This is a genomic window from Puniceicoccus vermicola (assembly GCF_014230055.1).
Lineage (GTDB): Bacteria > Verrucomicrobiota > Verrucomicrobiia > Opitutales > Puniceicoccaceae > Puniceicoccus > Puniceicoccus vermicola.
On the sequence record NZ_JACHVA010000102.1, the window covers coordinates 1 to 23,507 of the forward strand.

Here is a 23,507-nt window from a genome sequence, read left to right on the forward strand (position 1 = left end):
TTGCCTTGGCACACCGTCAAACGCATTGACAAAGCTAGGTTGGTTCGGGAGTTGCCTGAAGTCGATTACGGTTCGCTCAGAACTCTGGTCATGGATGAGTTCGCATTGCACAAGGGGCACCGCTACGCCTCCGTCGTAGCCGATGCGGACACTCGGCAAGTGCTTTGGATCGGTGAAGGGCGCAGTCGCGAATCCATACGCCCCTTCTTTGAATCACTGGGCGAACACTGCGATCAAATCGAAGCGGTCGCGATGGATCAGAACAGCGCCTTTGACCTGGAGGTGAAGATGCACTGCCCGAATGCGGAAGTCGTCTACGACCTTTTTCATGTCGTTGCCAAATACGGCCGTGAAGTCATCGACCGAGTCCGCGTGGATCAGGCCAATGAACTAAGGCAGAACAAGTCGGCTCGCAGAGCGGTCAAACGTAGCCGATGGTTACTTCTAAAGAACAAGGACAACCTCAATGAAGAAGAACTTGTCAGGCTCGAAGAGCTGATGAATGCCAACCAATCCTTGGCTCAAGTCTACGTCCTGAAAGAACAGCTCAAAGAACTATGGCGAAGCTCAAGCATCTGGGGCGCCTTCAAACGCTGGCGCACATGGTGGAGGATGTGCCGTGAGTCCAAAATCAAACCCCTGCTCGCCTTCGCTGATAAACTCAGACCCTACCTCCGTGGAATCATAGCCTCAGCCAAATACCCACTCAACACCAGCGTGCTCGAGGGCATGAACAACAAGATCAAGGTCATCAAAAGAACCGCTTATGGCTTCAGGGATACGGAATACTTCTTCCTCAAGATTAAGCATGCTTTCCCCGGTAAATGACGATGAACCAAAAAAAAGCCCGCCGAAGCGGGCTTTCGTTGTTTGCGAAGAAATATTTCCTCGGGGAAGCCTATCGGCGTCCGCGGAAACCGCCTCCGCCCTGACCGCCACGACCACCGCCGTGACCGCCACGTTGACCGCCTCCACCAGGAGCGCGTTCTTCGCGAGGGCGAGCTTCATTGATTTTCAAAGCACGTCCGCCAACTTCTTGGCCGTTGAGTGCTTCGATTGCCGCGTGGGCTTCGTCATCATTATTCATGGTGACAAAACCGAAACCGCGGGGGCGACCGGTTTCACGGTCCGTGATCAGGTAAACCCGTTCCACGGCGCCGTATTCGCCAAAGAGCTGTTCAAGCTCAGTTCCGTCGATGTTGTAGGGAAGATTTCCCACGTAGATGTCCACTGTGATGTCCTTGTCTATTGATGCGCCGATTTGAGAACGGACGGTTTGGAAACGGCGCTTTCCAAGCCGCCATGCTGGATTCGTCGACGAAACGGCTTGGAATCTGAAGACCCGACAAACCGAGACCGCGGCGAAAGAGTGAAAACAATGATTGGGGAGAGCGGAGTCTGCGGATACTCCGTCTGGTGCGCTTGATGTCTGGTTTGCTTTTGCTTGGGGAAGTGGCCGTCCGAAGTGCGGCCTAATTACGATATTCGAGCCAGAGCAAGTGCGAGTCTGAAGAGAAGGTCAACCTCAATCGGCGCAGTCTCGATCAACATTTTACCCTTCATCTGGTCCAAAAATCGCTCTAGGTTGATCCTATGACTACCGAACCCACTCCCTCCTCTCCTGAAACAACACCACCTCCGTCCGAACCGACGGCCGCGAAAACCAACTACGATCCCAAGATCGTCGGAATCGTTTCCTACATCACCTTAATTGACTGGATTGTCGCCATCATCATGAACAACCCGAAGACTGAATTCGGATCGTTCCACATCCGGCAATCTCTCGGGATCATGCTCCTCATGTTTGTAGCTGGCTTTATCATGATTATTCCGGTCATTGGCTGGATTCTCGGGCTGATCGGCTATCTCGCAGGATTCGTCTTCTGGATCATGGGTCTCATTGGTGCGATCCAAGGCAGTAAAAATCCCGTCCCCCTTATCGGAGACAAAGCCCAAGAGTGGTTCCAAGCTCTTTGAGCCGAATCGGTTCTCTCAGATTTTTTAATTCCCGCGCCCGTTCCTCTCGAACGGGCGCTTTTTTTTGGCGACTCGCCCGTTTTTCGACCTAAAGAAATTTCTCCAAGCTCGAATTCAGAGAGCGAATCGTCTTCGCCTCCGGGGACTGTGACTCGATAAGAGCAAAATCTTCAAACTCGAATCCAGGACCTACAGTGCATCCGACCAAGACTTCAGCACCGAGTGGTTCCGCGGCCTGCCAACCCCCTTTTCGTACCACATAGCAATGAGGGAAAGTCTCGCCCCCAACGACGATTTTCTCAACTCGGTCGCTCCCGGGTTCCCATTGATAGAGGATCACCCCTTCCCCCTCATAAAGATGCCAAACCTCGTCACTGAGCACTCGGTGAAAGCGACTCACCTCCCCTTGCTTGAGATGGAAATAAATATGAGTCACGGCCGAACGTTCCGAGCGACCATCTTCTGGCGTCACTCGTTCGGCCGACTTGAAAAGCTCTCGAAAGGCCCCGCCTTCAGGATGTGGCTCCAATCCAAACTGACCTCTCCAATCGTCCATAGAAACAAGCGTTCGAAATCAATCGTTCAGAGTCAACGAATTCCCCACACCGCTTGAAAAGCCGCTCCCAAATGGACGGGGTTGAGCAATTGCATCAGCCGTGCCCGGTGGGAAGCTGCCTCCGGAGAAGCTCCTCCTTCGACGATGCCCTGGATTGCTCGGGAGGCCTTTTCCATGAAAAACGCTTCCTGACGTTGTGGCCCACCGGCCTGGAACCCATTGCGCTCAAGGACAGAGATCACTCGATCCCAGCAGACATTGCAGGTCAGATCCTGGTGACCCGGCTGAGCCAACAAGTTTGCAATCTGCTGGTGGCGGAAATATGCGCGACCGGTTCCACCGGGCAGGTTCTTCACCAATGCTTCCCAGAATGATCCGTAATCGAGGGTCAAAAAGATCCCCTTCCACTCGCTCCGGAGATATCCTTCGAGCACCGAATCCACCTCCACGGAAAGATCCAACCGATACCCCTCGGGAGCCACCTCCGGCAATACTTCGCTCAACTTCAGCGCATCTTCACTCTCGGGTCGGCTGAAAATTTCGCAAAGACTTTCATCCTCGGCCTGGCCGACAAAAACTTCCTTCCACTCCCCTCCTTCGAAAATCAACCGGACGAAGGGCTGCGCATCCAACCACTCATTGGCGAAGAGGACGGTCGGCCCGGTGAGCTCCGGAACCTCTTCCCCGAGCCGAACCACCTGCGACGATCCGAAGGGATGATCCTCCCCACTCAGCAAGGAGGTCTCCGGCTCCGCCGCCACTTCGACAAAAGTGAACTCGCCCAAATCCGCCTCTTCCAGCAAGGACCGAATCGCCTCCACCACAAGCGGGCCAAAGACACTGCGCACGGCCAGATTGGTCTGAAAATCAGCCTGTTGCGTGGCTCCGACTCTCTTCCGGTCCTTGCGGTAGTAGCCGTGCTCCGGATCGTAGAGCGCAAGGCGCGAAAATTCGACAAATGGAATGCGGTCTTTTTTCTGCAAGGCCAATTTCAAACCCGGATGTTCCCACTCAGACATTTCCCATCCCCTCCTCTGCTTGTTGTAGTTTCAGCTGCGGATTATCCGCAAAGATACCCGCGATAAAGAAAATAATCGGAGCAATAAATCCAAGGCCAATGGCGGCGTGATAACTACCCAGATAGTCATAGCTGAGGCTGAAAACAATGGGCCCCAAGGCACTGGCAATGACCATCGAGGCCATATTGAACCCGGAGATCGCCCCCAATGCTTCTCGCCCATAGAAACGAGCCCAGACCGTTCCCATCACGGGTGCGAACGACCCTCCGCAGATCGCGAGTCCGACCATGAATCCTCCCAAAGCGAACGCCCCCGAGGCGAAGTAGAGCGAAGCCGGGAAAAGGCCCAGGCCAAAGCAGAAGGTTAGGAACGAATACTTGATGCGCGTTCGGTCGATGAGCCAGCCGATGAAAAGGCTCACAAACACGGTCAACACCGAGGCAGGCAAGAAAACACGGAGGATGTGAGCCTCCGGGATATTCAGATCTTCGGCCACCGAAAGAAGGTTGAAGGTGAAACCGGTAATGAAAAATGCCTGAAAGGAGAGGCCGATGTTGTAGACCCAGAAGGAATAAGTTCGCATCACTTCACGCTTGGTGAAGGACCGTACCACCTGGTTGTCCCGATTGACCCGGGCGCCAGGCTTTACCGTTCGACCTCCATCCATTTTTAAACCGCACTCCTCCGGATTATCGCGAAAGAACAACCAAGCCAGGAGAATGAAGAAGGCACCGCTGAGCAGCGAAAGCAGGAGCCAGGCACCACGCCATCCCGCGCAGTTGATTAACGAGTTAAGCGCGAGCGGGGCCGACGAAAAGCCAAAGGAGACGATAATGCCACTCACCGCCGAAACCCGTCCGCGGAACAGATCAAACCACTTCGCAATCATGTTGCGAGAGGCCAGCGTCATCAGTCCTTGTCCGAAAAAGCGGAGGAGAAAAAAACCAATCGTCACCGCAATAAAACGAGCGACGAGATTCCAACTCCCCTGGCTCCCAAAGGCAAAGAAGGCGGCAATCCGATCCACTTGGGACAATAGGGTCAGTGCCAAAAACATCCCAAATCCGGCCGCAACCGCTCCCTTGCGAATGCCGTTCCGATCGAGACTGCGTCCCATCGGCGTTACGAGCAATCCACTGGCAATGGTTCCAATGAGATAGGCAGTGCTGATCGAGGTCCGAGAGATTCGAAGACTCTCGATCAAATGGTCCGTAAAGACGCTCACCCCCATCGTCTGCCCGGGAATGCTGCAGATGATCCCGATGGTCCCAACGGCTGCGATCACCCAACCGTAAAAGACCCGGGGCCTCGCCGGAGAGAACGGAAAATGAGGCGAGAAGATTCCGGAATGATTCGAGCGTTTCACCCGATTACACTATGAGCTAGCCGACGCCAAACAAGCGACATTCCCAACCAATCCGTCTTTTCCAGACGGAGTCGTTCCGAAACCGGAGGGATCTCCTCAGTCCGAGAGGAGATCGTCGGCGATGTCGAAGTTTGCGAAAACACTTTTCACATCCTCCAGATCGTCGAGCGCATCGATCAAACGCAACACCTGGCGAGCCACATCGGCATCCGTCACGGGAACCGGCGTTTGTGGCAGGTAGGCCAACTCAGCGGATTCGGTCTCGATCCCCGCTTTTTCCAAGGCTTGAACGACATTATCAAACTCGGTCATCTCACAAAGAACCTCAAAGTGGTCCTCGTTGTTGATGATATCCTCAGCTCCTGCCTCAATCGCCACTTCCATCAATTGCTCCTCATCCGTTTTGTCCGAGGAGATCAGGAATTGGCCCTTGCGTTGAAAATTGTAGGAAAGAGCACCAGCCCCAGCCAGATTACCACCGTTCTTGGTGAAAGTGCTGCGCACCTCCGAGGCACTCCGGTTCTTGTTGTCGGTCGTCACCTCGACGATGAGTCCCACGCCCCCCGGGCCGTAGCCTTCGTAGGTGAGCTCCTCAATGATCGTACCCTCAAGCTCGCCCGTCCCTTTCTTGATCGCACGCTCAATGTTGTCCGCCGGCATATTGGCGGCCTTCGCCTTCGCGATGTTCGTGCGCAGTCTCGGATTGAATTCGGGATCCCCGCCTCCATCACGAGCAGAAAGGGTGAGTTCCTTACTGATGACGCTAAAAATCTTTCCGCGCTTCGCATCGATCGCGGCCTTATGGCGTTTGGTAGTCGCCCATTTACTGTGTCCGGACATAGAGAACGATATTGAGGTTAGGGAATTTCAGATCAAGGGGATTGTTTGGGCTCACTCCTCACTCGGAAACGAGCCCCCAACGGTCCCACACTACTTCTTTGCAGAGATCCGCTTCTTTTTCTTCTTGTTGCCGGGAATGACGACTGGCTCGTTTGCCACGTCATCCCGCTTGTTCGTGATGTACTGCTGGAGAATCGTCAGCAAATTCTGCACGGTCCAGTAAACCACCAGACCGGAGCTGAAGTTGTAGAGGAAGATCAAGAAGATGAAGGGCAGGAACTTCATGATCTTCTGCTGCGTCGCATCCCCCGAAGCCATCGCGGGCGTCATCCGCATCTGGAAGAACATCGTCACTCCCATGATCAGGGGAAGAATGTTGATCGGAAAATCAAAGATATAGGCTACCGTATCCGGCTGCGAAAGGTCATTGATCCAGAGGAACGGCGCGTAACGCAACTCCGAGGCTGTCCGCAGCATCCAGAACAGTCCGAAGAAAATCGGCATCTGAATGAAGATCGGCAAACAACCCGCCGCCGGATTCACCTTGTTTTCGCGGAAGAGACGCATCGTCTCTTTCTGCATTTTCTGCGGATTGTCCTTAAACTTTTCCCGGATCTCCTTCAGGGGCTCCTGAATCTTCCGCATCCGCTTTTGCGAGGCGGCAGCCTTTGCGGTCAACGGCCAGAAGCAGACCTTGATGATGATGGTCATCACCACGATCGACCAACCCCAACTCGGAATCACCGAATGGATGCCGTAGAGGAAGAACATCAGAATCTTGCTGAAGAATCCGAAGAACCCAAACTGCATCACCTCTTCCTGATGATCTCCGAGCTTGGACAAACGCTTAAATTCTTTCGGACCCGTATAGAATTCGAGTTCGATCGATTTACTCTCTCCCGCATCAATTCGGGAGATGGGGAAGGCGAGACTTGCCCGGACCGCATCCACGGTATCCGTATCCGACGCCAACTCGGCGGGGGTCAAATGAGTCTCGGTCGTGAAGAAACCATTGCTCTTCATCCCCTCGCCTACCGTCGCAACGAAGGCGAAATACTGATTTTTCACGACTCCCCAGTAGAGATTGGAGACCGTTTCTTGAACTTTTGGCCGAGCTTCCCGAGCACCGATGCCGAGAATTCCACCGCTCCCTTCGAAAACCTTACGGCCAATGAACTCGGTGTCCTCGCCATTGAAATATCCAAAATTCAGGAAATCGCCCCGCTTGTCATTCCCGAGCGAGTAGACGGTCCCCAAATTCACATAGACCCCTGTGCTGGATTCCAGCGGCTGATCTGCATGGTTGATAAACTCTGTCTCGTGCCGGATCAGGTAAGCGTCCTCTTCCGAATCCCCCGCTGGCGAGATCTCATAACTGCGTCGGACAGCAATGCCTCCGCCCATTTTACGCTCGAAAACAATTTTCGTCGCGGTCGTCTCGGCTTCGACGATCTCATAAGTCCCCTTGTAGGACAACTCGGACTCCGGACCGCGAAAGCTCAGTCCCAGGGACGGAAGAGCGGCCCCCGAGTTAAATACGAACGTATCGGGTCCCCCCTGCTTGGTTTTGAGGAAATGGACCTGCTTGATGGCACCACCACGAGTCGTGAAATCAACAGAGATGAAGTCGTTGCTGAGCGAACGAATCGTCGCTGGCTCCTCCTCGATCTTCTCGATCTTTTTCGCCTCCTGTTCGGTAACCGGGCTGAAAACCGATTCTGACACGGAGTCCGCTGATGCATCCTCCGCCTCAGACTGAGTGGACACGGAATCATCCAATGCCCCCAGTCCGCTTTGCGGAGCCTCCTCGGTCACCGTGGTCTCCGACTCTTCGACAACAGTCTGCTCAACAGGGTCAACCGGAACCGGTTCGACTCGCTGAGAACTTTGGTAAAACATCAGGCCAAACGCCGCCAGGATGCAGGCGAGGCCAATTACTACATTCTTCTTATCCATTTACTCGAAGATGGGACTCGTTACGCCATGCCCGAAGAGCATGCGCGAATTGTTGCTTCAGTTCAGAAAAAGGAACGCGGTCAACTCCCTTGCGGGCAATGACCACGAGATCAATCGGTCCGGAGAACTCCGGAGTTATGGCACGAAAAATCTCGCGAAAACGACGTTTCACGAGATTACGGGTGACGGCGGGTCCGATTCGACGAGAGACCGCCAGCCCCAAGCGTGATGGAAGCACTGAATCTTCTCGCTCACACACTTGCAGGTGGAAATATCGCCCGGGAACCCATTTCCCAGCACGCCGCAACCGGATGAACTCACTGCTCTTCCGGAGCCGGCACTCCCGGGAGAAGCGCATCCAATTACTTGGAGGCGGACAGACTTGCCCGCCCTTTGCGCCGGCGCGCAGCAAGGATCTTGCGACCAGACTTGGTCGAGTTACGTTTACGGAAGCCGAACTTGCGAGCTCGCTTGATTTTGGAAGGACGGTATGTCGGTTGCATGGTTCTCTCGAAAAAAGAGGAGACAAAAACGAATCTGCCCCTGCGTGTCAACCTCTGCGTTCAAGGGAAAAAGCGATCCCAACCCCTTCCCAGCGAACCGAAATCCAGAAAGAGATCTTTTGCAGCTAGAAGAAAGACCAAACGAAGCCCGACCTATATAAATAGTGCCTCGCGGAACCCCGTCCGAAAGAAAAACCCAATCCCCACCAAAAGCCATCCACCAGACAACTCCCCAAATCCCGCAGAGACCCATTCCCCCCAGGCCCCAATTCAGCGTTTCTCAAATCATAACTCCTAAAATGATTGCAATAAACCTACCCCAAAATCCTTCAACTTAACTGCCCTTAAATTCCACCACCAAAAATCCACGGAAAACAGCAAAATATTTTAGAACTGTTATCATATCGTCCTCTCTTCGATTGTTCGCGGGAAAAACACTGCTGAATCGACCAAACCTCAACGAACGAAGATCACAGATTGGCTCGACCTGCTTTCTTGACTCAAATTGGAGCGTTTTTTACATTCTCCTTTCCACTCTCGTTTACTCTCTCAGTTCTATGAAAAAAACACTCTCTCTCACACTTTTTGCATCCCTAATGGCCGCCTCCAGTGCCTTCGCTCTTTTCGGTTTTGGCGAAGACAAAACCGAATCCGCCAATGAGGACTTCGGCTTGCCTCCCTATAACGGAGTGAAGCATGCGATTGCAGTTTTACCTCCCAAATATACGGCGCTGGTCACTTACACCGGAGACCTTTCTCAAAACATCGGGTCGATGCTCGAATCTGCCCTTTACGACACGAATCGCTTCATTGTCGTCGATCGTGACCGCATCAACGACACCCTTGCCGAACAAAACCTTCAGGCCGATGGTCGATCGGCTAAAGCTTCGGATGTAGCCCAGACTGGCCTCATTCAGAGCGCCAAGTATCTGGCGGAGGTAGAAATTACGGATGTTGAAGGCGCCGAATCCGGTCAGAGCGGAGGTGTTTCTATTGGTGGCTTCCGCATCGGCGGCAGTGGAGGAAATGCCCAGATCACGACCATTATCAAAGTGATCGACTCGACTACCGGCGAGATCGTTGCGAAGGAACGCGTCATCGGAGAAGCCGGACGCAAGGGACTGAATGTCGGATACGCATCCTCAAACTGGGGGGCCGATGTGGGAGGTTTCAGCAAAACTCCCCTCGGTGAGGCGGCTTATGACAATGTCGTCCAAGCGACTCGCTTTCTCGCGGAGCAATTTGAAGACATTTCCCTCGAAGGGGCAGTCGTCACCGTTTCCGGAGATCGAATCATTATCAATCGAGGATCTAATTTCAATGTGGAGAACGGACAGAAATTTGTCGTCCGCGAAAAGGGTGAGCTACTGATTGATCCGACGACCGGAGAAGTGCTCGAACGAATTGAAGGCGCCGTCACGAGCGAAATTGAAGTCACAAAAGTCTCCGATAAAATCAGCTATGCGACCCTGATCGACGGTGTCATGCCCGCCAAGGGAGATGTTGTCATCGCAGCAGACAATTAAACTGACATCGTACCACAACCTCCATTCTACCCAATCCATCATCATGAAATTATTGATCAAACCGATTCTCCTAGCCCTCACCCTCGGAACGGCATCCCTCAGCGCCGGACTCTTCGAAGGAACCCTCACCTATGAAGTCAAAAGCGGAAACGATGTTCAGGAAGTTTCCTTCCTCGTGAAGGGAAACCGGATGGCCATCGAAACGCCGGCCAATCCGCGAGGGCTTGTATTGCTGAACCGGGAAACGATGAAGGCCCAAGTTCTGATGCCGCAGCAGAAGATGTATATCGAGGTTCCGGCCGACAAGTTCGTCAAGAACGCCAAACAGAAAGAGTCCGGCCAATTTGAGGTTACGGATGAGACCCGGGAGATCCTCGGTTACACGGCAAAGAAGGTGATCTATACCGACGGGGGCGAAACCTCGGAACTCTGGATCACCGATGAGCTCGGATCCTTCCAACCGCTCGAGGGACCTCTTTCCGGTGAAACTCCAGCCGAGTTACTGAATGCCTTCCCCAACGGAGGAATGCCTCTGGTCATCAGAACCAGTGGCAAAGGCCGCCCGACGGAGATCGTCGTGACTGCCATAAAGGCTGAGAACGTAGCCGATTCGGATCTAGAGGTCCCGTCCGGATACCGACCTCTGAACCTGAAAGGAATGGCCCTGCCGGGTATGCCTTGAACCGCTACAGTTTTTAAACCGAAAGCCCGTCGTTCAACCCCAGGTCGACGGGCTTTTTGTATCCTTACAATGGTGATTTCAAAATTGGAATGCTCCCCCTAATCCACAAAAAGAACTTCTTGCCCCGTTCGATTCCTCAGATGTGAGCGAAAGCCCCCAATGAACCCTTCAAAACCGCACCCTTATCCGAGCAAACCCAGCACAACTCAAAAAATCCGGCACTCCATCGTCTAAATTCCGTAAAAACACAACTTTCGAATGAGCTCTCATCCCTCTTTTCAAAGGGGGAAAACGCTATTTCGCAGTTGACTCAATCGACTTCTGGGCCGACCTTATAAGCCGTATGGAAAAACTCCCCTGTAACCAAAATCGTAAAGGCTTTACGCTTATTGAACTCCTCACCGTCATCGCCATTATCGGCATTTTGGCGGCGATCATTATTCCGGCCGTGGGCAATGTCCGTGTGAAGGCCGCTCAGGCAGCTTCCGCAAGTGACCTGAAAAACATCGGGCTCGCCTACAATAATTTCGCTATTGCTGGAGCACGATCGCGCACCATCGCCGATGGGGGATGGGAATCTGGAGGTCGAAAGGCATCCAACTCTGCCCAATGGGCACAAGTGCTTGCGGAATTTTCTGATCTCAATGACGGATCGATCTACTTTATATCCTCGGCCACCGACGTCGCAGCGATCGACATCCCCAAAGTCATTCTAACTGAAAGTGATGGAACGTATACCGCTACAACTGCATGGGGCGATGCGTCTGGAGCGATCAGCTACAACATGGCAGTCAACATTAGTCCCAATGCTTCCGCTTCCATCACTCCTATTGCATGGACGAAAGGTCTGTCCACTGGAGGGACTTGGGATGACACCTCCCCATGGGAAGGTGACGGCGGACACATCGCATTTATGGATGGCCACGTCGCATTCTACAAAAACCTTGGAGACTCAACAACAGGAGAACTTGTTGATCCAAGCACCGGGACTACGACCAACAACATTGAAACTGCCGTCGGAGGTTCCGCGAACGTCGTCGAGCCACCGAGTAGCTAATCCAACAGGAGAGCTCAAACTTCATTTCCCGAAAAAAGCCGACTTTCGAGTCGGCTTTTTTCTTCGCTATCGTCAGAAATTAAGTTTTTCCTTCCCCCCAACTCACTCATGACGAAACCGGTTTACATCTTCGGCCACAAGAACCCTGACGCGGACGCGATCTGCTCGGCCATCGGCTATGCCGCATTCAAAGAGGCGATTGGAGAAAAGGAGTTCCGCCCAGCCCGCTGCGGAAACTCCAACGCCCGCATCGACGCTATCCTGGATCGTTTCAAGGTGCCCCTTCCGACCTTTATTGGAGACGTCACCCCTCGCCTCGAGGATGTGATGAAGACGGAGTTCTGGAAGGCCGGCCCTCAGAGCACTTGCGCGGAAGCACTCCAACTCATCGACGAATACGATGTTCGGTCTCTTCCCGTCGTCGATGAACAGGGAAAAGCCAAAGGCTTAGTTTCCATTTTCGATCTGGGTGAGTATTTCACCCCTCGTGTGAGCGATCCTCTTCGCATGAGAAAGGTTCGCTCGACGATAACCGCGATTGCCCGCTCCCTAAAAGCGGAAACCGTTCACCTCCACGAGCCCGATCGCTTCGAAGAGCTATTTGTCCGCATCGGTGCCATGGACATCCGATCCTTCGGCAATTTCGCCCAGAAGGAAGTGAGCCCGCGACAAAGCATCATCGTGGTCGGCGACCGCTGGGATATCCAGGAGAAGAGCATGCAACTCGGAGTCCGTCTTTTGGTGGTCACCGGGAACCTGGAACTGGATCCAGAAATGATCGAACGGGCCAAAGAAAAGGAAGTCAGTCTAATTGTTTCCCCTTACGATTCGGCAACCACTTCCTGGATCATTCGATCCGCATCATTTCTCGATTCGCTCTTTGAGACCGAGACGATCCAGTTCCACCGCGAAGATCGGGTTCGGGATGTGCAAAAGCGGATCGCCCGCAAGTATGCTCCGCTCTACATGGTCACGGATTCGAGTGATCGACTTCTCGGGATCTTCTCGAAAACCGACATTTTCAAGCCACCCACAACCAAGATTGTACTCGTCGACCACAACGAACTCTCTCAAGCCGTCTCTGGAGCTGGAGAGGTCGAAATTCTCGAAATCATCGACCATCACAGGCTCGGAAATATCCCTACCGACCAACCTATTCTCTTCATCAATCGCCCGGTAGGCTCGACTTGCACCATCGTCGCCGATCGCTTTTTCAAAGAAGGCCTTGAGCCTTCACCCGCGATTGCAGGAGTTCTGATGGCCGGACTGATCTCAGACACCCTCCTTCTCTCGAGCCCAACCACCACTCCCACCGACAAGGAAATTCTCGAGCGACTAGCGAAGATCGCGGATGTCGATCCGCAGGAACTCGCTGACAGCATTTTCACATCGGGATCCGTCATCCTCAACTCCGAGCCCAAGCGAGTCATCCAGATGGACTGCAAAGTTTACGAGGAGGATGGCACCCGCTTCTCTGTCTCACAGGTTGAGGAATTAGGCTTTGATAACTTCTGGGAACATGAAAGCGTGCTCAAGGAGGCACTCGAAGAATACCGCACCTCCGAGAAGCTCGACTTTTCTGCCCTACTGGTCACGGACATCAACACTCAGAACTCGTTGCTAGTCGTCTCGGGCGAAGAACAACTCATTTCCGGAATCTCCTACCCATCCGTCACCTCAGGAGAGATCTTCGATCTGAAAGGCATCGTCAGCCGCAAGAAACAACTCATTCCTTATCTCTCAAAACTGTTTGCCGACTCTTAAGTCCTGTAAAAACGAGTCCGGAGAGAAAACCGGCATAAAGTGTCGGCTTCACTCCGGAAGCTTCATTTCTAACCTTCTCCTTTAAACCCAATTGATTCGAGTGCCATTGACTATCGCTACGGCAGCCCCGGACAAGGGAAATTCGCAAAAGGTAGCATCTCCTCTTTCCTCTAATTTTTTCACCCGCTAGAGCGAGCGTAGAACTATCTACCTCAGCACATCCCACCTGCTACCTAGTCCGAACTCAGCAAGTCCTCTCGATTCCCCTACCCTTTCCGTAGCAGAAACTCAGAATCGGATGAATGGTCTGGGCTAACTTCTGTGCCCAAAAACTAATCGAAAGAACCAGGTTTTCTCCCTCCGAGGAATAAGGCTCCGCACCCGATCCCTCCTGGAATCACGGTAATCATTCAGCCAGAATGGGCTAAAATGAGAACCAAATCTTCAGCTCTCAACAGGATTCCGCTGGAGTTGCCAAAAGACTCTATTGGAATTTTTCTGAATCGATAGCACCGAGCCCCTTCAGCACACGGTAATCGCCTTGAAAGTAGTCAACGAAGTCATCAACAGCGTCGTCCTGCTCCTTACTCCAATCTTCGTCTTCCCCCTTAAAAATAATCGCATTGAGGACGGGGCGCTCGTCGGAATTCTGATCGTATTCCAACCGCATAAGCTGCTCAAAAAACTGTTTCACCTCTCTCTCCGAATATGTCGAGTAAATCCAGTTTTTAGTAATGTGAGGAACATAATCGTCGTCCTCCTCTTTCAACTTTTTCTCGATATTCGAGTGGAGGCTCCAATTCTCACCACGGCTGTAAATCCTCGGTGGAATGCCTTTCGCTTTGCGTTCCGCTGCTTCTTTGGCTTTAAAAGCTTCAACTCTTTTGCGGATTTTCGGGGCATAGGCATCCCGCTGCGCACGATATTCCTCAACGGAATCGAATCCGGCATCCTCGATTTTATCGATGTAATTTTTCTCTGCCTCTTCGATATCCTCTTCCGAACGATAGCTCGCATCGGCCATTGGCGGTAGGTAGTCAGAAAAAAGATACACCGCGTCTGGCTTCTGCTCCAAAATCCCCATGGCTACCAGATAAACTTCATTTCCAGTCCTCCATCGGCTTCCCAAAAGATCTTTGGCGAATTGAGAGTTCCATGACTTTGGTGTGTAATTCCTATTCCGAACCCCGATCTGCGTGGGGCTGCTATTCACTGGCTTCAACCATTCGGCGAAAGATTCCTTATTCGATTTCGTCGCCGCCACCAATGAAGGCCTCCAGAGCTCCAATTTTCCTTCATCGAAAAGCATCACATTGAACAAGACGCCCGATGGAAGATCCATGATCAGTTCGGTCAAATCTTCTTTGATCACGTTGTAGGTAAGCAACCCACCCTTCGAGTCCTGCATCAGGTCGCGCTCCACATCGATCACGAAGAGAAACTTCTCACCCTTGGCCTTAATGTCAAAGAGCTCGACGGAAATTGCCCCTACATCGAGACCGTTATCATCACCAAGATCTCCAAAATTATCTTCCCCGAAGCGTCCAATGTTTCCAGTGCTTCCCATCGTGGGAACTTGGATGCTCACATCCGGCATTTGGATATTCTGGACGCTTTTGACTTGGAGACGCTGTTTCGGCCGAGCAGATTTCGCCTGCTTCTCCTGCATTCGGACCTTATACTCCAACTTTACCCGTTCAATCTTCTCCAGAGGAGGAGGCTCTTCAAAGGTGGGATTCGAAGGACGAATCGCTTCATACAGGGTCATCCCTCCAAATACAGCAAGGACGACAACGTGCAGCAGCAGAATCGCTATAATAATGCTCCAAAGGATTTTATTCGGGGGGGATTTACGAGGATGATACATAGCTGATGATTGTCAGCGCCTCCGCGGGGCCGCAGAGGGGAATAAATAATCAACGGTTAGGTGCTCATGGTGAAGGAAACCAGCTCAACACCTGCCTCCTTGAGAGCATTCAACACATCGATGGATCTTTGATGAGGCGAATCCGGATCAGCATCAATAGTAACGACTGTTTTAATTCCTGCGCGATCCGACGATGCCTTTAACCTAGCGAGAGTGTCTCGCAAACCTGGAAGCTCGCGTGAGTTCACCCCCCCCATCGGTTGGCGGTTCAAAAGTACCTGCCCGTTTGGCATGATCTCCACGAGGTGCTCACTCGGAAGTTCCAAATTCTTGGCGGGGGGTGCTTCCGCGGGAAGGGTAATCCCCAAGTCGGCCTCCTGCTGGATGGGCAGGAACATGAAATAGATCAACAAGAGAAAGACCACGTCGATCATCGACGTGATTTCGAACTTTTCTTCCGATTCGAGAATTTTGTTTCGCTTCATCACCTACTCCTGGTTGGTCGCGAAGATCAGGTCATAAAGACCCGCGTTAGCGGTCGCCTGCATGACGTCCTGAACATAGCGGTGAGGAGTCCGGGCATCCGCTCGCAGATATACGCGAGTATCCGGACTATTTTCGAGCGAGACCCGTATCGCATCGGCCAACTCATCCGGAGCCAACTGCCGAGCGCCAAAGAAGATATTTCCCGAAGCATCGATCGAGATGGTCTGTCGGACTCCTCGTTCTTCGGGAACCTGTGCCTCGACCGCGATCGGTACCTCTATCTTGATGTTCTCTTCGGTGATCTCGCTCGTGATGGTCATGAAGAAGGCAATCAGGAGGAAGACCACGTCAATCATCGGCGTGAGCTCAAATCCTTCGTCGTCTCCGCTGGGTGTCCAAGTATTCAATCGAGCCTCCAGGTATTCGGGGTTAAACTACCTTCGCGGCGAGGATTAACCTTGGCTCTTTCTCAGAGCGGCTACGAACTCGTGATGAAAGTCCCCAATGATCCGGCTGACACTCGCCGTAATCTTCCCATACTTGTTCTTAAAATAGAAGAAGAAGAACATTGCAGGAATCCCGACGATCATCCCGGTTGCCGTCGTAATCAGGGCCTCAGAAATATTGTTCGCCAGGGCCTGTGGCTGACCTACCCCTTGAGCGGCAATCGCGTTAAAGGCTTTCACCATACCGCTAACCGTACCGAGCAGCCCGACCATAGGAGAGAGGCTTGCCACCACCGAAAGGTAGTTGATGTAGACAAACGGACCAGAAAGCTCTTCCACAGAAGCTTCTTCCATCGCCTTTTCCATGGCTTCCGCATCGACAAAATCTTCGGTCACACGCTCCAAGCCTGCATCACAAATATTGGTCAACGGTGAGGGATTTTCCGCGCAGATTTGACGGGCTTCATCGATCTGGAATGCCTTCGTTTTTTCGGAAACTTGCTCCACAACGTCAATGTTCAGCAACTTCTTCGGGCGAATCGCGATAAAGTTATAAACGATCAGCCCAAGACCAGCGATGGAAAGAGCACCGAGCGGGTACATTGCCCACCCCCCCACTTTGACCATGTCAATCAGGCTGCGACCGGTATCCGCAACTTCCACGCCGTCATCGGCGGATTCTTCTATGATAACCTCTCCAGTATCTTCCTGACCATAGGTCGCTCCCGAAAAAAGAGCGCTGGCCATCATAGCAGCGAGAAGGGTAAAGATAAACTTAGCTTTAGGGTTTGTCATGGGTGCGGTGATTACAATTTTTTAAAAACTTATAGGTTGTGAAGAATAGGCTCAAGAGGGATTTCGAAGAAAGTCAGCTGTTATCTTCCTCCAAGCGATCTACCCAGATCGAATCGGGATAGAAGAAACGGAGCTGGTCACGAATCTCGCTCGCGGCCCCGAGAAAATCCTGGGCTTCATAAAGATTCGCAGTTCGAAAAAGCAATTCGGGGGTCCAGGGATCATTCGTCGTGGAATAGACAAGGCCTTTGGCCAAAGCCGAGAGAGCTTGCTGTTCATTCCCCTGACTTTCGAGCAGTGCCCCCCGCACTAATTCCCTGAGAGAGAAATAGCGACTGTCGGCGTCCAGATCGTCAAATTGCCCCAGAATCCCGTCGACCATGAAAGCCCGATCTTCTTGGAGGTGAATGTAGGCCTCCCAGAGAAATGCTTCCGGAGTCTCTGACGCCGAAGAGGCCAACTGAACGTCCTTATAGAGATTCCGGGCTTTCTCCCACTCGCCCCGAAGCCGAAACTCGTTGGCCAAGTTGAGATAAACCAACGCAAAATCCATCTGCCCCGGCCCAATCGGGAACTGCTTCACCATATCGTAAGCCTTATCGATCTCACCGATTTCGACTAATTGAGAAGCCACTTCGACCGCCTGCGGACGAAAATATCCCGTAAGCCGGTCGCGCGGAAATGTCCTCAAAATGGCGGCGGCCTCATCAATATTTCCGGAGGCGATCAACTCATCCAGAAGTCGAGTCACTAACGGGTGAATACGAACGGTCTGCGGATTGATGGGAACATACTTCAGAAGTGGATAGACCTCCTCACGAATCAGCTCCAGGGCCTGGTCATTTTCACCCTCTTCGACCAGCTTCGCATATTTCTCGGAGTCCAACTTCGGACGATACCCGACAGCGAAGGTAAGCTGGTCTTCCGGAATAGTAATCGGACTCTCAAGGTTCGGATACCGCATAACCAAACCGCCGACGGTGAAATCGACCAAAATAATCGGCGAATACTGATTCGGCCCATTGATCTGGGTCGCATCCACAGGGTTTGCGCCATAGCGCTTCATTGCGTCGTCAAATCCTTCCGAAACCACCGACTTCTTCGCCTCAGTCTCAGACTTGGCCGCGGTTTCCGGCTTGGTATCCGTCGGCGCGTCCTGCGATTGCAACGGGGCGACCAAACTTCCGGCGAGCAGACCGGCGAAAATGAGTCTCTTAGATACTGTTCTCATACTCAACCAATTCACTGTAAATCTCCGTGTTGCGGTAGCGATCATCACTTAATGCTTCATTGAGCGTCCGCTTAGCATCTTCGAGTTCATTCATTTCGACCAAGGTTTTCGCATCCATGAGGTAGGCGCGAGCGGCCCACTCATCAAATAATCCATACCCTAGGAATGTCCGTTCGAAGAATCCGTGCGCCTCTGGGTACTTGCCTTCATCAAAGTAGGTCACTCCAACGCGATAAAGAGCTTCCGCATGGGGCTCACCACGCCAATCTGGCGTTTTCAAGATTTGCATCAAACGCTCTCGAGCCTCTCCCGTGTTGCCCTTTTCAGCATAAACCCGGGCCTGGGCGATAAGAGCGCGATAGATGCGCGGATCCGCGGGGAAGTTCTCCTCTGCCTGTTGATAAAGAGTCATGGCTGCGTCGGTATCCCCTTCCGCCATCAGGAGGTCGGCCAGATTCAAGTAAGCGTCCACTTTCTCATCAACACTTTCCTCGTAGTCGATAGCCATCCGGTAAGCCCGTTTCGCAAGCTCAGGATCTACGCGAGTCTGATTGCCTCCGATCCAGATGAGAATTTTCGGGCTCGCAAGAGCCAAGTCCGACTCCTGAATCACCATCGGCGACCGCGGGGGCTTTCCGAGCTCCTCCAATGCCATCTGCAAGCGCATGGCCAGAGTTCTCTGATTCCGACGCTGGGCTTTGGTGAACTCCCGTGAGAAAACGGTCTCTGGTGTTTCCTTCGGGAACGATTTCAGCTGTTCGCGGTAATTCTCGAGATACGGCTGCAGGGGCTCCGCACTCTTCGCGAGTGCCTCACTGAACTCCTTACTTTGGCGCAACTCTTCGTAAAGGCCCTGATCCAGATTCTTGTTGTCCGCAAACTGCTGATAAAGGAATCCCCGGTTGGTCGCGATCTTCTCGCGAAACTGGGGATCGGTCTCCATTTTTTCAAGGAAAGCCAACGATGCCGTCAGGCGAGCCTTCACCTCGTCGTATTGCTCGACATAGGTGGAGATCATCGGATCAACTCCCAAGTTGGCCGGATCGTTTCCGTATTCAAGAATGGCCTTCCGATATTCTTCGAGAGCCTCACCCGGGCGACCTTGCTCCTTGCGAATTTCCCCGAGCTGGAAGATCGCTTGGGTCAACTGCCCTTCCTCGCCATACTCCTTGATATACTCCTCATAGGTCCTTGCGGCGCGGGGCAGAGCCCCGTTTTTCTGCAAGAGCTTGGCTTTCTGAAAATAGGCGCTGGTGATAAAGCTGATGCTGTCTGTGTGCTCGGGGACTTCGTCGTAAAACTTAATCGCACGCAGAAGTTCTCCATCGGAGGCAGCGATTTCCCCTAAGAAAAACTCAACCTCTCCTCTCAAACCACTATTGGGAAATTTCTGGATAAATTCCTCAAACTTCTGGGTCGCTACATCGGACTGATCCGAACCATAGTAGGTCATCGCAAGGCGATAGTTTGAATCTTCGAAATAAACGCTTTGCGGAAACTGATCGACGATGGTCTGGAACTGCTCCCTTGCCTTTTCAAATTGTGCCTGAAAAAGGTAGGACAGCCCAGGCCAATAATAGAGCCCGTCCTCAGCTGGAGTTCCTTTGAGTTTCGTTTTGAGCAACGCAAACCGATCTTCCAATTCGTCGAATTGCCCCTTATTCAGAAGATAGTTCCCCAGCATGAACACGACCTGCGCCGCCTCTGGGGAATCTGCATACTGCGCCAGAAAATCATCGACGGACTCATAGAAGGATCGCTCCTCATCCGACTGAAGATAAGCATTCGCCAAAGAAAGCAGTACTCGCTTGCGGAAATCTTCGTTGGACCCTCCCCCTTCAAGAATTTGTTCACCCAACTGCCGAGAGAGCCCTTCCATCCCCAACTTCGTAGCCGTGATGAAAGCAGCAAATCGGAACTCCTGAGCGATAGGATCATCGGGATAGTTGTCGACAAAACGGAGATACGCCCAGACGGCTTCGTAATCGCGCCCGGCCAAATAGTAATTCCGAGCCACACGGGCCATCAGTTGCGAAGTGTAAGGTGTCACTTGGCGAATGGCCGCAAGCTGCTGACGCGTATTTTCAAGTTCAATGATCTCATCGGCCATCCGCTCTTCAGAACTCCCACGGGCTCTCATCCGCTCGATCTGCGCAGACTGCAAACCTTCACGCTCTTCGAAGTAACGAAGGATCTGATCGCGAGTCAGAGTCGCATTATAAAGAAGAGCCGCCTGCGCATATTGACCTTTGTCTGAGAGCTTATCACCTGCCTGCATCAGGGCCACATTGAGGGAAACGCTATAACGCGAGGGATTGTCCACCGTGATCAGCGGCAATAGCTCCATGATCCCATTTAAATTGTTTTGCTCGATGTAGGCTTCGAGGATCAAACCTGCTGCCAGCGCTCGCTCGCGGTCGGTTTCTGACTTATCGAGAAAGGCGCGGAACCATGGGAGAGCTTTGTTCCAATCCCGTTGTGCATGCAGAGAGAGAGAGAGTTTCTGCAGAACGTCGCGCTCATCCGCTGGCCGAAGGCGACGGGACAAAGGTGGCGAGGCAACCTTTTCGTAGTCTGCCGCAGCCTTATCAAACTCGCCCAGCCCTCGATAGGAATCACCCCGAAACTCGAGAATCGCAATTTCCCGCTCCTCGGTTACTCCGCTTGCCAAGGCATTCGTAAAAGCGTCAATGGCCTGCTGCAAAAGGGCAGGATCACTCTGTTGACTATAATCCTGTAGATAACTCAGACCTACAAAAAAGTAGACTGGCCCGAGTGTAGCCTGCTCTTCCTCGGTTCCCTCCTTTAAACGATTAATGATCTCCAAAAGATAGGGACGAGCCGACTGGAAACGGTTTTCCGCAGAGAGCTCCGAAGCGCGTTCCTGCAAAGGCGTGATGCCCATCGATGCAGGATCGACCTGCGCCACCGCGCCGAGCGGGAGCATAAGGATGAGAACAATAAAGAGACTGAAACGGGGGTATTTCAAGGTCATGAAAAGGTTAAAATTGAGGAAGAAAGCTACCCCGATCAAGTCTGAAAGGGCTTTCCAAGCCTCACAGATGCCGAAAGAGTCACTTTTTCGATAATTTGTTCCGTATTCGGTAGATTTCTAAATCTGATCTTTTCCGCTCACAGCCCAGCGAGACAAGCCCATTAGGCCCTCTTAAAAAAGAAACCCAGAAAAAAGAGAAATTACTGCTCAGAGCTCTGCGAATCTCCCTCGGTGAAGAGCTTCCCTTGAAGATCCATCGGTGGAGACGGGGGCACTTCTTTGTGCAAATGACGCGGCGGCTCCTTGACCCGTGAGGCCATGGCCTGCCGCTTTTCCTCACAGATACGGCCTGCGATCTGGCGAATATGCATCCGGAGCCACATATTCGTGCTGCTCGATTCGCGGTAGTCGGCCGGACCATAGCTATCGATCCGCCCGGCCTGCAAAAGACTATCGTTTTGGGCGAATTCGGCTTCGCTCTCGGGATCGTAGACCGCAAAAGTGAGCCCCCCACTACGGCGCACGACCGAGAAGACTGGGACATCGCTCGGACCATCGGCGAGATAAATCATGTTCCGAATCGGGATGCGGCGATCCCCGGGAAGAATATTGGCGTTCACGTCGATGCTCGGATCCTTATTCGTCCCCTTATTGATCTCAAAAACGAAGCGAGTCTTGATCGTATTATCAACCATGACGCCGATCTGGCTCACCTCCCCACCCTCGACGAGTTCCAGTTCTTTCTGGCTTCCGTACCCCGGGGGAAAAGGCTTTTCAATAAATTCGCAGCCAAAAATCCCGTCAACATAGGGAGCAATGCTGCTGCCCCGAATCATCTCCGCCAGACCCGTACTGATAATATAATGCTCAATCGTCACCCCGTGCTTCTGGAAGAACGGATCCCCCGAGACAAAATTCTTGATCGTCTTGAAAAACTCCGGCAGCCCCGGATAAAAGCGCAACTCCCGCCCCAACTCCCTGAGTTTACGGTTCGAGAGCCCCTTCAACGGACCGTTTTTCACGTAACTCAGCAAGTGATTCAGGTAGACGGTATCCTTCGACACGTGGCAGCCTTGGCGCGCATAGAGCTCCGGCAACTCGTTTACCTCATTCCAGAACGTCTTTTCATCAATCCCATACGCTTCGAAGAGCGGGGATTGCATATACCCTGGGATCAAGGTTTTATCGAAATCCCAGATACAGGCGATCACCGTTTGACCGTGTAGGTTTGATTCTGCCATATTGATTATTCCGGATTTTTCTTTCAGGGAAGTATCTGTTCTGGCCGAACACGCCACCAGCGACAATTCTTTTCCCGACCTCCCCTCCACACCATTTTTCATGCACATTCTTCCCAGCACCGAATCGATTCGAGAAAAACTCTCCGAGAAAGACCGCGAAATGTCCGACCCCTCCATTTTTGGAGACGGTCGTAAAGCCGCCGCCTGCGCCCGTGAACATCAACGCCTAACCCGACTCCTCAACCTCTCCATCGAGCTCCGCTCCCTCGAATCCCAGATCGAAGAGTCCCGCGAACTTCTCAAAGATTCCAACGAAGATCCCGAAATTCGCGAGATGGCCGAAACCGAGCTCCCCGACTTAGAGGAACGCTCGGCAAAGCTTGAGGAAGAAATCACCCTCTTGGTCGTCCCCTCCGACCCCGCCGACTCCCGCAACACAGTGATGGAAATTCGCGCAGGCGCGGGTGGCGACGAAGCCTCCCTCTTCGCGGCCGACCTCTTCCGGATGTACAGCCGATTCGCCGAGACCCAGGGATGGCGAATCGAGCCAATGAGCTCCAGTCTCTCCGACACAGGAGGCTACAAGGAAATCATTTTTCTCGTCACCGGCGAGGAAGTGTACCGCCTCCTTAAATTCGAGAGTGGAGTCCACCGCGTTCAGCGCGTGCCGACCACCGAGACCAACGGCCGCATCCACACCTCCACCGCCACCGTCGCCGTGCTCCCGGAGGCCGAGGAAGTCGACCTCGTTATCAACCCGGAAGAACTCGAGATCACCGTGTCCCGGGCCAGCGGACCGGGCGGACAGGGAGTCAACACGACCGACTCCGCCGTCCAGATTCTCCACAAACCCACCGGCATGATCGTCAGCTGTGCCGATGAGCGCTCTCAGATCAAGAACAAGGCCAAGGCGATGAAAGTCCTCCGTTCCCGGCTCCTCCAACAGAAACAAGAGGAAGAACGGGCCAAATACGCCGCCGATCGGCGCAATCAAGTGGGCTCCGGTGACCGCAGCGAGCGCATCCGCACCTACAACTTCCCTCAAAGCCGCTTGACCGATCACCGGATCAACTGGACGACTCACGACCTCGACGGCATCCTCGCCGGCTCCCTCCAGGAAGTTCTCGACGCCCTCCTACGCGCCGACATCCGCGCCAAAGCCGAGGCCGCCCTCGCTGAAAGCACTAGCTAAACCCTCCC

22 protein-coding genes are annotated in these 23,507 nt (G+C 52.9%); 7 read left to right on the plus strand and 15 right to left on the minus strand.

Annotated elements, in window-relative coordinates:
* A partial coding sequence (locus H5P30_RS13575) for an ISL3 family transposase (protein WP_185691362.1) occupies positions 1 to 828 on the plus strand: 828 nt, incomplete at its 5' end.
* Positions 829 to 898: 70 nt separating this feature from the next.
* Here the strand turns inward: H5P30_RS13575 and H5P30_RS13580 are convergent.
* A complete protein-coding gene (locus H5P30_RS13580) occupies positions 899 to 1,231 on the minus strand; it encodes an RNA-binding protein (protein WP_185693477.1) in 333 nt (110 codons plus the stop codon).
* 362 nt (positions 1,232 to 1,593) lie between these two features.
* Here H5P30_RS13580 and H5P30_RS13585 point away from each other — a divergent pair, with 362 nt between their 5' ends.
* Positions 1,594 to 1,977: a DUF4870 domain-containing protein gene (locus H5P30_RS13585; RefSeq protein WP_221774366.1), complete on the plus strand. Its 384-nt coding sequence runs from the start codon at positions 1,594 to 1,596 to the stop codon at positions 1,975 to 1,977.
* Positions 1,978 to 2,065: 88 nt separating this feature from the next.
* Here H5P30_RS13585 and H5P30_RS13590 read toward each other — a convergent pair whose 3' ends face one another.
* From H5P30_RS13590 to rpmH, 7 genes are all read right to left on the minus strand, one after another.
* Positions 2,066 to 2,533 carry a cupin domain-containing protein gene (locus tag H5P30_RS13590; RefSeq protein WP_185693478.1) on the minus strand — a complete coding sequence of 156 codons (468 nt, stop codon included), beginning with the start codon at positions 2,531 to 2,533 and terminating at the stop codon, positions 2,066 to 2,068.
* A gap of 32 nt (positions 2,534 to 2,565) precedes the next feature.
* Positions 2,566 to 3,552, minus strand: coding sequence for an SAM-dependent methyltransferase (locus H5P30_RS13595; RefSeq protein ID WP_185693479.1), 987 nt, complete (start codon positions 3,550 to 3,552; stop codon positions 2,566 to 2,568).
* Entirely contained in the window at positions 3,545 to 4,918 is a 1,374-nt protein-coding gene (locus H5P30_RS13600) for an MFS transporter (protein ID WP_185693480.1), read from the minus strand. The genes H5P30_RS13595 and H5P30_RS13600 overlap by 8 nt, the downstream gene beginning before the upstream one ends.
* A 96-nt stretch (positions 4,919 to 5,014) precedes the next feature.
* Positions 5,015 to 5,758 (minus strand): YebC/PmpR family DNA-binding transcriptional regulator, encoded by a 744-nt coding sequence (locus tag H5P30_RS13605; protein ID WP_185693481.1) that lies wholly within the window; start codon positions 5,756 to 5,758, stop codon positions 5,015 to 5,017.
* Between the two features lie 90 nt (positions 5,759 to 5,848).
* Positions 5,849 to 7,714 (minus strand): membrane protein insertase YidC, encoded by a 1,866-nt coding sequence (gene yidC / locus H5P30_RS13610; protein WP_185693482.1) that lies wholly within the window; start codon positions 7,712 to 7,714, stop codon positions 5,849 to 5,851.
* Positions 7,707 to 8,072 carry a ribonuclease P protein component gene (rnpA, locus tag H5P30_RS13615; protein WP_185693483.1) on the minus strand — a complete coding sequence of 122 codons (366 nt, stop codon included), beginning with the start codon at positions 8,070 to 8,072 and terminating at the stop codon, positions 7,707 to 7,709. Before rnpA ends, yidC begins: the two co-directional genes overlap by 8 nt.
* 4 nt (positions 8,073 to 8,076) lie before the next feature.
* On the minus strand, positions 8,077 to 8,217 hold the full coding sequence (rpmH, locus tag H5P30_RS13620) for a 50S ribosomal protein L34 (protein WP_185693484.1): 141 nt from the start codon (positions 8,215 to 8,217) through the stop codon (positions 8,077 to 8,079).
* 557 nt (positions 8,218 to 8,774) lie between these two features.
* Here rpmH and H5P30_RS13625 point away from each other — a divergent pair.
* The 4 genes from H5P30_RS13625 (at position 8,775) to H5P30_RS13640 (ending at position 13,246) form a co-directional block, all read left to right on the plus strand.
* Positions 8,775 to 9,743, plus strand: coding sequence for a CsgG/HfaB family protein (locus tag H5P30_RS13625; RefSeq protein WP_185693485.1), 969 nt, complete (start codon positions 8,775 to 8,777; stop codon positions 9,741 to 9,743).
* A gap of 43 nt (positions 9,744 to 9,786) precedes the next feature.
* Positions 9,787 to 10,425 carry a DUF4412 domain-containing protein gene (locus H5P30_RS13630; protein ID WP_185693486.1) on the plus strand — a complete coding sequence of 213 codons (639 nt, stop codon included), beginning with the start codon at positions 9,787 to 9,789 and terminating at the stop codon, positions 10,423 to 10,425.
* A gap of 343 nt (positions 10,426 to 10,768) precedes the next feature.
* A complete protein-coding gene (locus H5P30_RS22265) occupies positions 10,769 to 11,482 on the plus strand; it encodes a type II secretion system protein (RefSeq protein ID WP_281388077.1) in 714 nt (237 codons plus the stop codon).
* A 108-nt stretch (positions 11,483 to 11,590) separates the two neighbouring features.
* Complete coding sequence (locus H5P30_RS13640) at positions 11,591 to 13,246, plus strand: putative manganese-dependent inorganic diphosphatase (protein WP_185693487.1); 1,656 nt, start codon at positions 11,591 to 11,593, stop codon at positions 13,244 to 13,246.
* A gap of 484 nt (positions 13,247 to 13,730) precedes the next feature.
* On the opposite strand, the gene H5P30_RS13645 is transcribed toward H5P30_RS13640, so the two are convergent.
* From H5P30_RS13645 to H5P30_RS13675, 7 genes are all read right to left on the minus strand, one after another.
* The gene (locus tag H5P30_RS13645) at positions 13,731 to 15,113 is read right to left on the minus strand and encodes a vWA domain-containing protein (RefSeq protein WP_185693488.1); all 1,383 of its coding nucleotides are present in this window, start codon (positions 15,111 to 15,113) and stop codon (positions 13,731 to 13,733) included.
* Between the two features lie 56 nt (positions 15,114 to 15,169).
* A complete protein-coding gene (locus tag H5P30_RS13650) occupies positions 15,170 to 15,598 on the minus strand; it encodes an ExbD/TolR family protein (protein ID WP_185693489.1) in 429 nt (142 codons plus the stop codon).
* A gap of 3 nt (positions 15,599 to 15,601) precedes the next feature.
* Positions 15,602 to 16,006: an ExbD/TolR family protein gene (locus H5P30_RS13655; RefSeq protein WP_185693490.1), complete on the minus strand. Its 405-nt coding sequence runs from the start codon at positions 16,004 to 16,006 to the stop codon at positions 15,602 to 15,604.
* Positions 16,007 to 16,051: 45 nt separating this feature from the next.
* Complete coding sequence (locus H5P30_RS13660) at positions 16,052 to 16,840, minus strand: MotA/TolQ/ExbB proton channel family protein (protein WP_185693491.1); 789 nt, start codon at positions 16,838 to 16,840, stop codon at positions 16,052 to 16,054.
* Positions 16,841 to 16,913: 73 nt separating this feature from the next.
* Complete coding sequence (locus H5P30_RS13665) at positions 16,914 to 18,071, minus strand: tetratricopeptide repeat protein (protein ID WP_185693492.1); 1,158 nt, start codon at positions 18,069 to 18,071, stop codon at positions 16,914 to 16,916.
* Positions 18,055 to 21,066 carry a tetratricopeptide repeat protein gene (locus tag H5P30_RS13670; protein ID WP_185693493.1) on the minus strand — a complete coding sequence of 1,004 codons (3,012 nt, stop codon included), beginning with the start codon at positions 21,064 to 21,066 and terminating at the stop codon, positions 18,055 to 18,057. Before H5P30_RS13670 ends, H5P30_RS13665 begins: the two co-directional genes overlap by 17 nt.
* Positions 21,067 to 21,266: 200 nt before the next feature.
* Entirely contained in the window at positions 21,267 to 22,307 is a 1,041-nt protein-coding gene (locus tag H5P30_RS13675; RefSeq protein ID WP_185693494.1) for an HAD family hydrolase, read from the minus strand.
* Between the two features lie 100 nt (positions 22,308 to 22,407).
* On the opposite strand from H5P30_RS13675, the gene prfA reads away from it, so the two are divergent.
* Complete coding sequence (gene prfA / locus H5P30_RS13680) at positions 22,408 to 23,499, plus strand: peptide chain release factor 1 (RefSeq protein ID WP_185693495.1); 1,092 nt, start codon at positions 22,408 to 22,410, stop codon at positions 23,497 to 23,499.
* The last annotated feature ends 8 nt before the right edge of the window (positions 23,500 to 23,507 follow it).